Source organism: Streptomyces sp. NPDC058576, assembly GCF_042718715.1.
In the GTDB taxonomy this organism is placed as follows: Bacteria; Actinomycetota; Actinomycetes; order Streptomycetales; family Streptomycetaceae; genus Streptomyces.
Genome location: NZ_JBHXPF010000024.1, coordinates 91,476 through 106,705, shown reverse-complemented (window position 1 = coordinate 106,705; position 15,230 = coordinate 91,476). Strand labels below are relative to the sequence as shown.

Here is a 15,230-nt window from a genome sequence, read left to right as displayed (position 1 = left end):
GGTCATGGGGCCTGCGCCCGCCCCCCCCCCGCCCTACCCGCGCCCCGGCCGGGGGCCCCCGCCCCCCCCCCCCGCGGGGCTCGGCGGACACGGGACCTCGTCGGGATGCGGCGCGTCCCGAGCCGCTCGAACTCATCCACCGCGCTCTGTCGTTCGGGTGAAGGTTCCGGGTTGTGGAGGGAGGCGCCGACGGTCCCGACTCCCGGGCGCGCCGGAGTGGCGAGGTGCGGGGGACGTGCACCGTCGCGCGAGCGCGGATCTGCCAGAGATCTGCTGATCTATAGTCGTCGGACGTCGCACGGCCCGGGCACGCAAGGGCCAACGGGGCAATGGGGGTACGCATGGCGGAGGTTCGCGCGGACTTACTCCGCCCGCTGGTCGAGGCGTTACGCGCGCACGCCGCGCACGCGGGTGCGAAGACCGCTTTCCGCGACCGGCAACGCGTCCTGACGTGGTCCCAGTTGGAGCGCCGGACGGCGCGCGTCGCCGGACGGCTGGCACCGTTGGGCGTGCGTCGCGGGGACCGGGTGCTGCTCTGTCTGCCCAGCCGGGTGGAGATGGTGGAGAGTTGCCTGGCGGTCCTGCGGGCCGGCGCCGTCGGAGTGCCGCTGGACCCGGGTGCGGCCGACGACGAACTGGCCCATGTCCTCGCCGACAGCGGTGCGGTGGCGGTCGTGGCCGAGGCGCCGCTCCTGGACCGGCTGGACCGGCTGGAGACCTGGCGGGCCGGCCCGCGGGTGAGCGTGGTCGTGGGGCCGGTGCCCCCGCGGACCGGCCCGCCCGCCGACCGGGTGCCGTACGAGGAACTCGCCGGGAGCGACGCGCCGGAACCGCCCCCCGACGACCTCGGCCTGGACGAGCCGGCCTGGATCCTCTACACCTCCGGCACCACCGGCACCCGCAAGGGCGCGGTGACCAGCCAGCGGGCCGCGCTGTGGTCGACCGCCGTCGGTTACGCACCGCTCCTCGGCATGTCCGAGGGGGACCGGCTGCTGTGGCCGCTGCCGGTGCACCATGCCTTCGCGTATTCCCTGTGCCTCGTCGCGGTGGTCGCGACCGGCGCGAGCGCCTGCCTTCTCGACCGGGGCGTGGACATCGCCCGGGCGCTGCGGGAGCAGCCCGCCGAGGAGCCCTTCACGATGCTGGCCGGGGTCCCGGCCACCTACCACCTGCTGGTGGGCGCGGCGCGCCGGAGCCGCCCGGCCCCCGGCGGGCTGCGGGTATGCGTCACCGCCGGAGCGCCCTGCCCCGAGGAACTGCGCCTCTCCGTGGAGGAGTTGCTGGGCGCACCCCTGCTGGACGGCTACGGGGCCACCGAGGCCGGCGGCAAGATCGCGCTCGCCCGGCCCGGTCCGGACCGGGTGCCGCGACCGCTGCCCGGTGTCGACGTCCGGATCGCCGACCCGGTCTCCGAAGCCGCCCTCGCGGACGGCGGCGAGGGCGAGATCTGGGTGCGGGGCCCCGGTCTGATGAGCGGCTACCACCATCGCCCCGACAGTACGGCCCTGGTCCTACGGGACGGGTGGTACCGCACCGGCGACCTGGGCCACCGAACACCGGGCGGCGGACTGCGGGTCACCGGACGGGTGGGCGACCTGATCATCCGCGGCGGCCAGAACATCAATCCGGTCGAGGTGGAGCAGGTGCTGCTGTCCTGCCCCGGAGTCGTGGACGCGGCGGTCGTCGGCCGCCCCCACGACGTACTGGGGGAGGTCCCGGTGGCGTTCGTCGTCCTCGGCCCCGGGGGCAGCGGCCCCGCCGGGCCGGGGGACGCCGGTATCGCCGAGCTGCGGGCCATGTGCCGGGAGCGGCTGTCCGCGTTCAAGGTGCCGGACGAGTTCCGCAGGAGCGAGCCCCTGCCCCGTACCTCCTCGGGCAAGATCCGGCGGACCGTTCTCGCCGACCGGCTCGCCGAGGCACGTGACCACGACGGCGCGAAGACCCGCGCGGGGCTGCGCACCACGTTGCTCGCCCTGCCCGCCCCGGAGCGGCGCCGCACCGTGCTGCGCCTCGTCCTCGACGCCACGGCCGGGGCGGACGGGACGCGGGGAAGCGAACCCGCCCCCGGACAGACCTTCGCCGATCTGGGACTCGGCTCTCTCCAGGGCGTCCTGCTGCGCGACCGGCTCCGGGCGGCCACCGGCCTCGACCTGCCTCCGACCCTGGTCTTCGACCGCCCGACACCGGACGCGGTGGCCGGCTTCCTGTGCGACGCCCTGCTCGGCCCGCCGGCCCCGACAGCCCGACCGGCCGCCTCCCGCACCCGGGATGACGCCCCGACCGCCGACGAGCCGGTGGCCATCGTCGCGATGGCCTGCCGCTTCCCGGGGCCCGTGGACGACGTCCGCACGCCCGAGGAGCTGTGGCGACTGCTCGCGGACGGAGCCGACGCCACGTCCGCGTTCCCCGCCGACCGGGGCTGGGACCTGGGCGCGCTCTACGACCCCGACCCCGACCGGCCGGGCACCTCGACCACCCGGCGCGGCGGATTCCTGCGCCGGGCCGCCGACTTCGACGCGGGCTTCTTCGGCATGTCCCCCAAGGAGGCACTGGCCACCGACCCCCAGCAGCGGCTGCTGCTGGAGACCGCCTGGGAGGCGGTGGAGCGGGCGGGTATCGCCCCCACCGCCCTGCGCGGCAGCGACACCGGTGTCTTCGTCGGCGTGATGCACGGCGACTACGGCGGCCGGCTGCTGCACCGAGGAGGCCATGCGTACGAAGCCCACCTCGCCCTGGGGTCCGCAGGCAGCGTGGCCTCCGGGCGCATCGCCTACACCCTCGGCCTGGAAGGGCCCGCGGTGACCGTGGACACGGCCTGCTCCTCGTCGCTGGTGGCCATGGACTGGGCGGCCCGGGCGCTGCGCTCGGGGCAGTGCTCCCTCGCCGTGGCCGGCGGCGCGACCGTCATGGCCAGTCCGGTGCCGTTCACCGCCTTCAGCAGGCTGCGGGCGCTGTCCCCGGACGGCCGCTGCAAGCCGTTCTCCGCCGCCGCCGACGGAACCGCCTGGGGCGAGGGCGTCGGACTGGTCCTGCTGGAACGGCTCGCCGACGCACGGCGCAACGGCCATCCGGTGCTCGCCGTGCTCCGCGGCTCCGCCGTCAACTCGGACGGCGCGTCCAACGGCCTGACCGCGCCCAGCGGACCGGCCCAGGAGCGGCTGATCCGCGACGCCCTCGCCGCGGCCGGCCTCACCCCGGCCGAGGTCGACGCGGTGGAGGCGCACGGCACCGGCACCCCCCTCGGCGACCCCGTGGAGGCCCGCGCGCTCTTTGCCGCCTACGGGCAGGACCGCCCGGCCGACCGGCCCCTGTGGCTCGGATCCCTCAAGTCGAACCTCGGCCACACCCAGGCCGCGGCCGGTGTCGCCGGGGTGATCAGGACCGTACTGGCGATGCGGCACGGGGTGCTGCCGCGCACGCTGCACCTCGACGAGCCGTCCCCCGGGGTCGACTGGTCCTCGGGCGCCGTGCGGCCGTTGACCCGGGAGCAGCCGTGGCGGCCCGCCCCCGGACAGCCCCGCCGCGCCGCGGTATCGGCCTTCGGCATCGGCGGGACCAACGCCCATGTGATCCTGGAGGAGGCCGTCGGCGAACGGGACGCGGGGGAGCGGAACGGCAACGCCCCCGCCGCCCCGCACCCACCGCTTCTGCTGTCGGGCGCCGACGCGGGGGCGCTGCGGGCCCAGGCACGGCGTACGGCCGTGTTCCTCCGGGAGCGGCCCGAACAGCCCCTGGCGGACGTGGCGTTCTCCGCCGTCACCGCACGCGCCGCGCTCCGGTACCGGGCGGCGGTGACCGCGGACGACCGGGCCGGCCTGCTCGGTGGACTGGACCGGCTCGCCGCCGGGACGGCCGAGCCCGCAGCCGTCCGTACGGGCCGGCGGCTCGCCCTGCTCTTCACCGGCCAGGGCGCCGCACGGCCGGGCCTCGGCCGCGAACTGCACGCCGCCTACCCGGTCTTCGCCGACGCCTTCGACGCCCTGTGCGGCCGGTTCGACGCCGTGGGGGGCGTGGGGGACCTGCCGCTCCGCGACAGCCTGTGGCCCGCGGAACCGGGCGGGCCCACCGACGCCCTCGACCGGACCGATGTCGCCCAGGCGGGCCTGTTCGCGTTCGAGGTCGCCCTGTTCCGGCTGCTCACCTCCTGGGGCGTACGGCCCGATGTGCTGGCCGGACACTCCGTCGGTGAGCTGGCCGCCGCGCACGCCGCCGGGATCCTCACCGAGGAGGACGCCGTCCGACTGGTCGCCGCCCGGGGCCGGTTGATGCAGAGCCTGCCGGCCGGCGGCGCCATGGCCGTTGTGGAGGCCACCGAGGAAGAGGCGACCTCGGAACTCGCGAGGCTCCGAGCCACCGCCGGGCCGCTCGCTGCCGGACCTGCTACCGCTGGGCCTGCCGCTACCGGGCAGCCTGCTACCGCTGGGTCGGCCGCTGATGGGCCGTTCACCGTCGGGCCGTCCGCCACCGTCTCCGTGACCCCCGGACCGGCCCCCGTCGGCCCCGTCACCATCGCCGCGGTGAACGGCCCCCGGTCGGTCGTCGTCTCCGGGGAGGAGCGGGCGGTGGCAGCGGTCGTGGCGCGCTTCGAGGCCCGCGGACGCCGTACCGAACGCCTGCGGACCAGCCACGCCTTCCACTCCCCGCTGGTCGAACCGGTGCTGGCGGAGTTCGCCCGGGCCGCATCGCGCGCCGCCTTCCACGAGCCCCGTATCCCCGTCGTCTCGACCCTCACGGGACGCCCGGCCGTCGGGGACGACCTGCGCGCCCCGGAGTACTGGGTCCGCCACGCCCGTCAGACGGTGCGCTTCTCCGCGGCCGTACGGCATCTCGTGGACGAAGCGGGAGCGACCGCCTTCGTGGAGGCGGGTCCCGGCACCCACCTCACCTCGGCAGCGTTGAGCACGGTCGGGGAACCCGGGGACCGCGTGTTCACCGCGACGACCAGGCCCGGCCACCCGGAGCCCGGCACACTCCTGACGGCACTCGCCCGGCTCCAGGTGCACGGTCTCCCGGTCGACTGGGAGGCGGTCCGGCAGGCGCACCCGGGGCCGCCCGCCCGGCGCGTCGACCTGCCCACCTACCCCTTCCAGCGCGAGCGGCACTGGCTGGCCGAGCCCTCCGCCACGGCGGCACGCCCCGTGGCCACCGCCGCGTCCACCACGGGCCACCCGGTCCTGACCGCGACGACGAGCCTTCCGGGCAGCGACCGCGTACTGAGCACGGGGCACCTGTCCCGGGCCGGGCAGCCCTGGATGTTCGACCATGTCGTGCACGGCCGGGCGCTGGCGCCCGCGACCGCTCTCGCCGACCTGGCCCTTCACACCGGCGCGGCCTGCGGCCTGGCGGAACTGGAGGAACTGACGCTGCTCCACCCGCTGTACCTGCCCGGCTCGGGCGGACGCGTCGAGGTGCAGGTCGCGCTCGGCGCACCGGACCCGTCCGGCCGCCGGGCCGTCGACCTGCACGCGCGTCCCGGGGACGGCGGCCCCCTCGGGGCATGGGCCCACCACGCCACCGGCCGCCTCCGCGCGGCGGCCGACGACCTCGACCCGGCACACGGCGACGAGGCCTCGTGGCCACCTCCGGACGCGGTGGCCGTCGACCTCACCGGAGCATACGAGCGGCTGGCGGAGGCGGGTCACGCGTACGGCCCGATGTTCCGCTGTGTGCGGGCCCTGTGGCATCACGGCGAGGACCTGCTGGCCGACGTGCGGCTTCCCGACGACGCCCTGGCCGAGGCACAGGGCTACGGACTCCATCCCGCGCTGTTCGACGCCGCCCTCCACGCGTCGCTGCTGCTCCCCGCGCAGCCGGGACGACCCGGCGGGACCGGCCGGCTTCCGTTCGCCTGGCGCGGCGTCAGCCGCCGGGCCGCGGGCGCGACCGCCTTGCGGGTCCGGCTGCGCCGCATCGGCGACCACACCGTCGCGGCGGATCTCACGGACCCGGCCGGGCGGCCGGTGCTGCGGGTGGCGGAACTGACGACGCGCGCGGTACGTGCCCCGGGCGGTGCCAGGGGCACGGGTGGTGCCGGGGGCACGGGTGGTGCCGGGGGCACGGGTGGTGCCGGGGGCACGGGTGGTGCCGGGGGCACGGGCGGTGCGGGTCGTGAGGTCCGTGCTGATGACGCCGGTCTGCGGCACCGACCGCTCTACCGGCCGCAGTGGACGCCCGCCGAGCCGGCCCGCTCGGCTCCGCCCGCCTGGGAGGTGGGCGCGCCGGACGGCCTCGGGCTGGCCGCCGAGTTGACGGGTGCCGTGCGTCCCGCGTCGGACGCCGGCACGACCCCGGGCAGGGGCACCGCCCCGGGCACGGGGCCGGGCAGCAGAGCGTGGGTGAGCGGAAAGCCGGGGCCCGGGGTGTCCTCCGCCGGGTCCGCAACGCCGGCCGCCCCCGCCCTCGTCGTCTCCCTGGCCCCGCCCGGCCCGTCCGAGGGCCCGGTGGCCGCCACGCACCACCTGGTGACGCGAGCCCTGGAGCTGCTGCGCGACCGGCTGCCCGCGCTGACGCCGGGCACCCGCCTGGCCCTGGTGACCCGGGGCGCCACCGGCGCGGACCCCGATCCGGCCGCCGCCGGGGTCTGGGGGCTGGCACGCAGCGCCCAGTCCGAGTACCCGGGCCGCCTCACCCTCGTCGACCTCGACGACCACCCCGATTCGGTGCACCGGCTGCCCCTCGCCCTGGCCACGGGCGAACCCCAGCTCGCCGTGCACGCGGGCCGGGTGCACGTCCCCCGGCTGACCCGCCCGGTGGCCGCCGGGCCCGCGCGGGCGGGCGAGTTCGCGGCGGAGGGCACGGTCCTGATCACCGGCGGAACAGGAGCACTCGGCGCCCTGCTGGCCGGTCACCTGGCGGAGCGTCACGGGGTACGCCGTCTGCTGCTCACCAGCCGCAGCGGCCCGGACGCGCCCGGCGTACGGCGGCTGCGGGAGCGGATCGAACGGGCCGGCAGCCGAATCGACGTGGTCGCCTGCGACGCCGCCGACCGCTCCGCGCTCGCCCGGGTGATCGCCGGGTGCTCCGCCGGCCTGTCCGCCGTGGTGCACGCGGCGGGGGTGCTCGACGACGGTGTGCTGGAGAGCCAGACACCCGAGCGTGTCACGGCCGTCCTGCGGCCGAAGGTGGACGCGGCCTGGCATCTGCACGAGCTGACCAGGGATCTGGCCCTGTCGCGGTTCGTGCTCTTCTCCTCGGCGGCGGGTCTGCTCGGAAACCCCGGCCAGGCCGGATACGCGGCCGCGAACGCCTTCCTCGACGCCCTCGCGCTGCACCGGACGGCCCGCGGACTGCCCGCGCTCTCGCTGGTGTGGGGGCCGTGGGCGGGAGGCGAGGGGATGGCTGCCCGCACCGGACGGACCGGTGACGGTGTTCTCCGTGCCGTCACCGCGGCCGAGGGCTTGGCCCTGTTCGACGCCGCCCTGGCGGTGGGGGAGCCCGTGCTCGCGCCGCTGCCGCTGGACGCGGCGGCCTCCCGGTCCCGACGTCCCCTCCCGCCGCTCCTGCGCGGCCTGTTCCAACCGTCGGGCCCTCCGTCCGCCCCGTCCGGGGAGCCCGGGCGCGACCGCCGTGCTGCCGTTGACGCCGGAGGATTCGGCGACGGCCGAGGGCCTGGCGACACCGGAGAGGCCGGCTACGGCGGGGTACTCGACGACGCCACGGGTTCCGGCGACGCCACGGGTTCCGGCGACGCCACCGGTTTCGGTGACGCCACGGATTCCGGAGGCGGCCCTGCGCCGCGTGACGACCGTGCACCCGCCGGGGGCGGAGGGCCCGCCTCCGGTCCCGGCCCCGTGCCGGACGAGACGCCGGGCGCCTGGCGCGGCCGGCTGGCGCGGGTGCCCGCCCCCGACCGTTCCGCCGCTCTGCTCGCGCTGGTACGCGAGGCCGTCGCCGACGTGCTCGGGCACACCGGCGCGACCGCCGTCGCGCCCGACCGGGTGCTCGGCGAACTCGGCCTCGACTCGCTGGCCGCCGTGCAGCTGCGCAACCGACTGGGTCTGCTCACCGGTCTGGAGCTGCCCGTCACCCTCCTCTTCGACCTGCCCACCTGCGAGCAGCTGACGGAGCATCTGCTCGGCCGGCTGTCCGAGTCCATGCCCGATCAGGAGACGGCCGACCCCGGGCCCGCGCGCCCCGCGAAGACCCGGTCGCCCCAGACCCTCGCCTCCCTCTACCGCCGCGTGTGTGCGACGGGTGACGTCGTCTCGGCGATGCACCTCCTCGTGACCGCCTCACTCGCGGTCCCCGATTTCGGCCCCGAGGACTCCCCAGCGCACACCCTGGACCCGCTCCAGCTGGCCGAGGGCGATGCCGGGAGGCCGCCCCTGGTGTGCTTCCCCGGCTTCTCCCCGGCTCTCGGCAGGCCCTGGTACGCCACGCTCGCCCGCCACTTCGAGGAGGACCGCGACGTGCTGGAGGTGCGGCACCCGGGCGTCACCACCGGCGAGGCGATGCCGCGCGACTGGCGGACGCTGGTGGACCTGCACACGGCCGCCCTGCGCGAGCGGCTCGGCGGACGACGCCCCGTCCTGCTGGGGTGGTCGATGGGTGGCTGCCCGGCGCACGCGGTCGCCGCTCGGCTCGCGGCCACCGGCACGCCGCCCGCCGGCCTGGTGCTCCTCGACACCTACCACGTGACCCCCGAACGGGAGGCCGAGCCCTGGCTGCTCGCCATGCCCGCCCGCGCGGCCCTGGCCATGGGCGCGGAGTTCGACACGGCGGTGGACGACATGTCCCTGACCGCGCTCGGCGCGTACACGCGGATGCTCCGGGGGTGGCGCCCCGAACCCCCGGACGTACCCTTCCTGCTGGTCCGCGCCGCCGACCGGCCGCCCGAGGCCGACACCTACGGCGGCGACGCCTTCGGGCACGCGGGGCAGCCGCTCTGGCCGGGTCCGTACGACACCGTCGACGTCGTGGGCGATCACTGGACGATCGTGGAGGAACACGCGGCCACCACCGCCCGGGCGGTCCGTGCCTGGGCCGACGGGCTCGCGGGGCACACCGGCTGAGGCGCGGTCATCCGGAGCGAGGTCTTCCCTCCCGCCGGTCCATCCCCGACCGGAGACGGGCTCCCGCGTGGCGGATCGCCCCCGCGCTCAGGCCTGCGCCTCCTCGGTCGACGACGGCACGGCACACGGACGGAGGACCATCAGCGCGTCCTCCAGGGTCGCGACCATCGCGAAGGGAAACCGGTCGAGTTCGAGGCAGAGTGCCACGTCATCGGGGTGCGCTCCTTGACGTACCCCCTTTGTCAGTTCGGCGGCGGCGCGCGACCCACCGGCGCGTCGCAGGAAGTCCGTCGCATCGGTCGTATCCGTCGCAACCGATGTATGGGTCGCAGCGGTCGCCTCCGTCGACAGTGTCGTACGCGTCTCCGCCTCGGTGGCCCTCCGCGCGATGTACTGCGCGCACGCCAGGTCTTCATCGGCGCGCCCGTCCTCGCCGGTGACCACGAACGTGACGGCGTCGCCCCCGTGTCTCCGCAGGAGCCGGGCCGTCGCCTCCGCCACCACGAAGGAGGCGCACAGCACCAGGGACGCCTCCTTGACCGCAAGGGCGCCGACCGTTCCCGCCGTGGTCTTCTGCACGACGGTCCGTCCGCCGAGGTCGGCCGATCGCAGCAGACCCGGAGAGTTGACGGCGTCGAAGCCGGGCGCAGGCGGGCCGTCCTTGATCGCCACCCACTCCGGGTGGCGTGCCTTGAGCGCCAGGGCCTCGGCCTGCGACTCGGCGAGGACGATCTTCTCCGCACCCCGGGCGAACGCCCAGGCGGCCACCGTGTAGGCCCGCATGACATCGACGACCACCGCCACGGACGGGGTTCCGGTCAGTTCGGCGATTCCGAGGAAGTGAGTGTCCATCCGGTCATGATCGCGTCTGTGCGCCCCGAAGCCCCCGGTGGGTGAGGCGCGGTCACGGGCCGGGCAGTCGGCGTCGGTCACCTCGAAGGCGACCTCGCGGGTGAGGCCGGCGGCGGCGAAGGGGAGATCGGACTGCGGTCGGCCGGCGGTCTTCGGTGTCATGTGGGCCACCAGCGTGCAGACCCGGGTGCCGGGCGCGATGCTGAACCGCGTCCACGCCTACGAGGTCGCGGGTTCCGTCGGCATGACCCGATCGGCAGTGCGCCGGCCGGCCCCGCCGTCGGCGCCTTCGGCACCGACCAGGTGCTCCTGACCGGCGTCGTCGTCTCCTTCCTCACCGCCACCGCCACCGCCCTGCCGGCCGCCCGCCGTCGCGCAGGGAGGGGGTGCGGACGGAGCGACCGACCCGGGGCATGCTGGGGTGGGGGTACGCAGAAGCGCGCCACGGCGACGGCAGGGGGCGGTCCGGTGCTACGCATCCACTTCACGGCGGAAGACCTCGCGCGGACCCGGGTGGCCGCGACGATCGGAGCCGCGGCCGAGACCTATTACAGCCTGGAGCTGCTGCGGGAGAGCCAGGACGTCTCCTGCTTCCGCCGATGGCGGTCGGAGGTCGCGGGCCGGATGAGGCCGGACACGCGCCCGCTGACGTCCCTGCTCCCGGCTCGCGGCCCGGGGCTCGACCTGCTGGCCCTGATGGGCGATGCGCCCTCCCTGGACCACGCCGTGGACAACTGGATGTCCGCCCCCGCGGCGCGGCTGCGCCGCGAGTTCGAGGGCCTCGACTTCCCTCCCGTACACCGCTCCTGGGCCCGGCGGGTGTACGGGGGAGACCGCGAGGCGCGACGCGAGTTCGCCGACGCGGTGCGTGCCTGTCATCGGCTGACCGTGGAGCCCTACTGGAACACGGGGCGGTCCGCCCTGGTCGAGCTGTCCTCCCGGTACACGCATCTGATGCTCGACGGAGGCGTCGACCTGCTGTTGCGCTCCCTCTGCCCACCGCTGGTGCGCTGGCGTTCGCCCGTGCTGGAGGCGCACTACCCGCGCCCCACCGAAGTGCGTCTCCAGGGCCGGGGACTGGTCATCACGCCCACGGTCTTCACACCGCTGGCCGTCAGCCTGCTGTGGGATCCGCTCGACGCCACGCAGCCGCCGCGTCTGACCGTGCCGGTCCTCGGCGAACCGCTGACCGGAGCCGGAACGGCCGAGCACGACGGCGCTCCCGGCCGGAACCTGGAGGCGCTGCTCGGCCGCACCCGCGCCGCCGCGCTGCACGTGACGGCGGAGGGCTGCACGACGACGGAGCTGGCCCGCCGCCTCGGCGTCTCGGTCCCGGCGGCCAGCCAGCACGCGACCGTGCTCCGCAACGCCGGCCTCATCACCACGAGCCGCCGGGGCGGGTCCGTGCTGCACCTCGTCACACCGCTGGGGCGCACCCTGCTGAGGACGGGGTCGATCGCGCTGTGAGCGGTGCTCCCCGGACGGCCTCGCACCGGCGGAGTCAGCCGTGGAGGTCACCGCGGTCGGCAGCCCTGTCCACGCGGATGAGCGTCTGCTGCCCGTTCGCGACGAGCTTCCGGGCGCCGTCGGCCCGCACGCCGTAGACCTCCAGCCCGCAGACGGTCAGGGTGCGGCCGGGCTTGAGGACGGTGCCGATCGCTTCGAGGCGGTCGCCGGCAGCGGGAGAGAGGAGGTTGATCTTGTACTCGACGGTGAGGACCTCGGATCCCTCGTCGAACAGGGTGAGCGCGGCGTAGCCGCCTGCGCTGTCCGCGATGGCGCTGGTGGCGCCCGCGTGGACGTAGCCGTGCTGCTGGGTCACCTCCGGGCGGGCCGGGAGCACGATGTGTACGCGGCCGGGGCCGATGTGGGCGAGGCGCGCTCCGAGATGGGACATCAGGCCCTGGCGTTCGAAGCTGTCCCGGACGCGCTTGCGCACCTCGGGGCCGGCCTGCTCCTGCCGCATCCGCTCTGCCACGTGCGTGCTCTCCTTCGGTCCATGTCGGGCGGAGCGGGACGGGCCGCCCCTGGCCGGCCGGGCGTTCCTCCGGGAGGAAGGCGCCGATGGTGATCAGCATGGCACCGGTGACGCGGGTGTCGAGCCGGGCTGCCGAACCGGTTCTTCCGGTCGGGCCCCTGTTAAGGCGTGACTTAAGAGGTGGGGCGAGGGACCCCGAGGCCCCCACGATGTGAGCCGCACACCGGCTCACGTCCTGGAGAGTTGTCTTGATGTCACACCGTTGGTCGGCCACGGTCGCCGTGGGCTCGATGCTCCTGCTCGCCGGCTGTTCGGGCGGCGACCGGGAGGACCCGGCGCCGGGTGCCGACCCGGGCGGCACCCCACCGCCGAGCGTGTCCGCCCCGGCGTACACCCCGTTCGACGAGTTCCCCGGCGATGAACTCCTCCACACCGGCATCGGCGAGCCGCTCGGCGTCCGCTTGAAGCCCGTCGACGCGATGTGGACACCCGAACTGGCCGGCGAGTCAGCGGCCGCGGGACAGCACTTCCTCGCGGTGTACGTCGCGACCACGGGTGAACTGGCGGACCGGGGGGTGAAGAGCGCCCGGCTCACCGGCGTGACGTTGCGCATCACACCCGCCTCGGGCACCTGCGGGAAGGGCCTGCGCCTCAAGGAGGGCGAGATCGACTGCGTCACCGAGGCCTATCCCCGCAGCCAGCTCGCCGAGGTCGCCGACGGCGAGTGGCGGAACTTCGCCTGGACCAACATGAGCGTCATGGGATCGCCCCTCCAGCGGGGCGAGACGAGGATCGGCGTCTTCGGGTTCAGCCTTCCCGACACCGTGGACCCCACCGGCTTCGAGCTGTGCGCACCGACCGAGGAACACCCCGTCGACACCACTGCCTTCCCCTGCGTACCGGTGAAGGCGCTGGAGAACAGCAGGAGTTGAACCGCCGCCGACGTCCTCTCGCGGCTCTTCATCCGGCCACGGGTGTCAGGGGCGCGTACCGGCGGGCCGGTGGGTCCGCGGCCCGGGTTCACGGCAGCCTCGGCCAGGGGGTCGGCGGTGGGCCGTACGCCTCCGCCAACGCGTTCCGGACGGCTTGTCGCCCCGCCTTGTGGAACGCCCGGGGGTGGGTGTCCACTTCGTGCACCTTGATGGACCGCAGGACGACCGCGACGGCCACGGTGGTGCCGGGATCCAGGGCCGCCAGCTCCTCGCGTACCCCGGAGTCGAACGCCTCGTGCAGCTCGGACAGTTCGGCGGCCGACCAGCCCGGCGCCGTACTCGTGTCCGCCGTCTCGAACTCCACCCCCTCCACCCAGGGCTCGAAGTCCGCCACCGCCAGGGCGAAGGAGGACGGGCAGCCTGCCTGACGGGCGTACACGGCCATGACGCCGCGCAGGGGCCGGGGAGGGAAGGTCCGGGTCTCGCTGGTCATGCGCCCACGGTAGCGAGGCACCGGCGGCCTCCCCGCGGGCTTTCCGCGGGGAGGCCGTCCGTTCAGTCGCCCCGGCGCAGCTCCAGGGTGCAGCACTTCACGCTGCCGCCCGCCTTGAGGAGTTCCGACAGATCCACGCCGACCGGGCGGAACCCGCGCTCCCTCAACTGCCCGGCCAGATCCGTGGCGTTCTGCGGCAGGACCACGTTGTACCCGTCCGACGTCGCGTTCAGCCCGAATGCCTCGGCGTCGGCGGCGGTGGCGAGGAGGGCGTCCGGGAACAGCCGCTCCAGCACCGCCCGGCTGCCGGGGGAGAAGGCCGCCGGATAGTAGGCGACCGTCTTCTCGTCGAGCACCGTCAGGGCGGTGTCCAGGTGGTAGTAGTCGGGGTCGACGAGGGTCAGCCCGATCACCGGACGTCCGAAGTACTCCTGCGCCTCGTCGTGCGAGCGCGGGTCGCTGCGGAACCCGGTGCCCGCCAGCAACCAGTCGCCGGCCAGGAGATAGTCGCCCTCCCCCTCGTTGACGTGAGCGGCCGTGCGCAGGTCCGGGAAGCCGTTGGCGCGCAGCCAGTGGTGGTAGGCGGGCCCCTCGGCGATGCGCTCGGCGTCGCGGAACCGGGCCACGAGAGCCCGCCCGTCGACGACCGTGGCGCCGTTGGCCGCGAAGACCATGTCGGGCAGACCGGGGACGGGGTCGATCGTGTCGACGGTGTGCCCGAGGTTCAGGTAGACCTCGCGCAGGCGCTCCCACTGGGCGATGGCCAGCGGAGTGTCGACGGGCTTCGTCGGGTCCATCCACGGGTTGATGGAGTAGACCACGTCGAAGTAGGTGGGCCGGCACATGAGGTAGTGCCGGGCACGTGCGGTACGCATATGGGGTAGGTCCCGATCGTCAGGGGCGGCCGGTGAGATAGCCGCCCATCGAGGTGAAGTACTCGGTCGCGGGCAGCTCGCGGCCGTCCGCGGTCCGTACGCGGGTGATCGCCAGGCCGTGGTTGCGGCCGGTGCGGGCGTCGGCTCCGGCGACGATCACGACGCCGTCGCCCTCGCGGTAGAAGACGCGGCCCGGGGTGCCGCCGTAGCGGCCCTCGGACACGACGGCCGAGACGACCTCGATCCGCTGCCCCCGGTGGAACGTGAAGGCGGCCGGATACGGGGCCGACTGGGCGCGGACCAGGCGCTCCAGATCCTCGGCCGGCCAGTTCCAGTCGATGCGGACGTCCTCTTCGGCGCGCTTGTGGAAGAAGCTCGCCCTCGACCGGTCCTGCGGAGTGAACTCGGTCTGCCCGGAGGCGATGAGGCCGAGGGCCTCGACGGTGACCGGCGCGATCAGGTCGACCGTACGGTGGAAGAGATCGGTCGCGGTGTCCGTCGGTCCCACGGGCACCGCCCGCTGGACGACGATGTCACCGGCGTCCAGCTCCTCGTCCATCATGTGGGCCGTGACGCCGACCTCCGGCTCGCCGTTGATGAGCGCCCAGATCAGCGGCGAGAAGCCCGCGTAGGCGGGCAGCAGCGAGTCGTGGATGTTGAGCGTGCCGTGGACCGGCAGGTTGTAGATCTCCGGCGGCATCCACGTCCGCCAGTTGTTGGCCACGATGATGTCCGGGGCCACTTCCCGCAGCTGGTCCAGGAGTTCGTCGTCCGGCCGGTTGCGGATGATCACGGGGACGCCGTGCTTCTCCGCGAGATCGGCGACCGAGTCGCTCCAGATCTTCTCGTAGGCGTGCTCGCTCCGCGGATGTGTCACCACGGTCACCACGTCGTGCTCGGAGTCCAGCAGGGCTTGCAGGGTGCGGTGGCCCCAGGTCTGGTAACCGAACATGACGACCCGCATGAAAGTGCCTCCTTGGGAAGAGCGATGACCGGCGACTCAGTAAAGCAAGGCTTACCTAAGAGCACAACGGCCCCTGATTCACCGGAAGGTTGACAGCCGATGACGGCTGGAAACTCACCCTGGCG

8 protein-coding genes and 1 pseudogene are annotated in these 15,230 nt (G+C 74.8%); 3 read left to right on the top strand and 6 right to left on the bottom strand.

Annotated features, from left to right (window positions below):
* The first annotated feature begins 341 nt into the window (after window positions 1–341).
* The gene (locus ACFWRV_RS18875; RefSeq protein ID WP_384335898.1) at window positions 342–9,011 is read left to right on the top strand and encodes a type I polyketide synthase; all 8,670 of its coding nucleotides are present in this window, start codon (window positions 342–344) and stop codon (window positions 9,009–9,011) included.
* Window positions 9,012–9,098: 87 nt separating this feature from the next.
* Here ACFWRV_RS18875 and ACFWRV_RS18870 read toward each other — a convergent pair whose 3' ends face one another.
* Together ACFWRV_RS18870 and ACFWRV_RS18865 are read right to left on the bottom strand one after the other, a co-directional pair.
* Window positions 9,099–9,863, bottom strand: a complete 765-nt coding sequence (locus tag ACFWRV_RS18870) for a 2-phosphosulfolactate phosphatase (RefSeq protein WP_384335908.1) — start codon at window positions 9,861–9,863, stop codon at window positions 9,099–9,101.
* A 54-nt stretch (window positions 9,864–9,917) separates the two neighbouring features.
* Window positions 9,918–10,016 (bottom strand): annotated as a pseudogene (locus ACFWRV_RS18865) (LysR family transcriptional regulator); the annotation flags it as partial.
* Between the two features lie 315 nt (window positions 10,017–10,331).
* Between ACFWRV_RS18865 and ACFWRV_RS18860 the strand changes: the two are divergent.
* On the top strand, window positions 10,332–11,330 hold the full coding sequence (locus ACFWRV_RS18860; protein ID WP_384335896.1) for an ArsR/SmtB family transcription factor: 999 nt from the start codon (window positions 10,332–10,334) through the stop codon (window positions 11,328–11,330).
* 34 nt (window positions 11,331–11,364) lie between these two features.
* Here the strand turns inward: ACFWRV_RS18860 and ACFWRV_RS18855 are convergent, their stop codons facing one another.
* The gene (locus tag ACFWRV_RS18855) at window positions 11,365–11,829 is read right to left on the bottom strand and encodes a PaaI family thioesterase (RefSeq protein ID WP_384335906.1); all 465 of its coding nucleotides are present in this window, start codon (window positions 11,827–11,829) and stop codon (window positions 11,365–11,367) included.
* A 263-nt stretch (window positions 11,830–12,092) separates the two neighbouring features.
* Between ACFWRV_RS18855 and ACFWRV_RS18850 the strand changes: the two genes are divergently transcribed.
* A complete protein-coding gene (locus ACFWRV_RS18850) occupies window positions 12,093–12,773 on the top strand; it encodes a hypothetical protein (RefSeq protein WP_384335894.1) in 681 nt (226 codons plus the stop codon).
* Window positions 12,774–12,861: 88 nt separating this feature from the next.
* On the opposite strand, the gene ACFWRV_RS18845 is transcribed toward ACFWRV_RS18850, so the two are convergent.
* From ACFWRV_RS18845 to ACFWRV_RS18835, 3 genes are all read right to left on the bottom strand, one after another.
* Window positions 12,862–13,266 (bottom strand): hypothetical protein, encoded by a 405-nt coding sequence (locus ACFWRV_RS18845; RefSeq protein WP_384335892.1) that lies wholly within the window; start codon window positions 13,264–13,266, stop codon window positions 12,862–12,864.
* Between the two features lie 62 nt (window positions 13,267–13,328).
* Window positions 13,329–14,180, bottom strand: coding sequence for a dimethylargininase (gene ddaH, locus ACFWRV_RS18840; protein ID WP_384335904.1), 852 nt, complete (start codon window positions 14,178–14,180; stop codon window positions 13,329–13,331).
* Window positions 14,161–15,105: a methionyl-tRNA formyltransferase gene (locus ACFWRV_RS18835; protein WP_384335890.1), complete on the bottom strand. Its 945-nt coding sequence runs from the start codon at window positions 15,103–15,105 to the stop codon at window positions 14,161–14,163. Before ACFWRV_RS18835 ends, ddaH begins: the two co-directional genes overlap by 20 nt.
* Window positions 15,106–15,230: the final 125 nt, after the last annotated feature.

What these genes read in the sequence shown, in the direction of transcription:
- ACFWRV_RS18875 (WP_384335898.1), top strand. Translation starts at nt 342, where the DNA reads ATGGCGGAGGTTCGCGCGGACTTACTCCGCCCGCTGGTCGAGGCGTTA.
- ACFWRV_RS18870 (WP_384335908.1), bottom strand. Translation starts at nt 9,863, where the DNA reads ATGGACACTCACTTCCTCGGAATCGCCGAACTGACCGGAACCCCGTCC.
- ACFWRV_RS18855 (WP_384335906.1), bottom strand. Translation starts at nt 11,829, where the DNA reads ATGCGGCAGGAGCAGGCCGGCCCCGAGGTGCGCAAGCGCGTCCGGGAC.
- ACFWRV_RS18850 (WP_384335894.1), top strand. Translation starts at nt 12,093, where the DNA reads ATGTCACACCGTTGGTCGGCCACGGTCGCCGTGGGCTCGATGCTCCTG.
- ACFWRV_RS18845 (WP_384335892.1), bottom strand. Translation starts at nt 13,266, where the DNA reads ATGACCAGCGAGACCCGGACCTTCCCTCCCCGGCCCCTGCGCGGCGTC.
- ACFWRV_RS18835 (WP_384335890.1), bottom strand. Translation starts at nt 15,105, where the DNA reads ATGCGGGTCGTCATGTTCGGTTACCAGACCTGGGGCCACCGCACCCTG.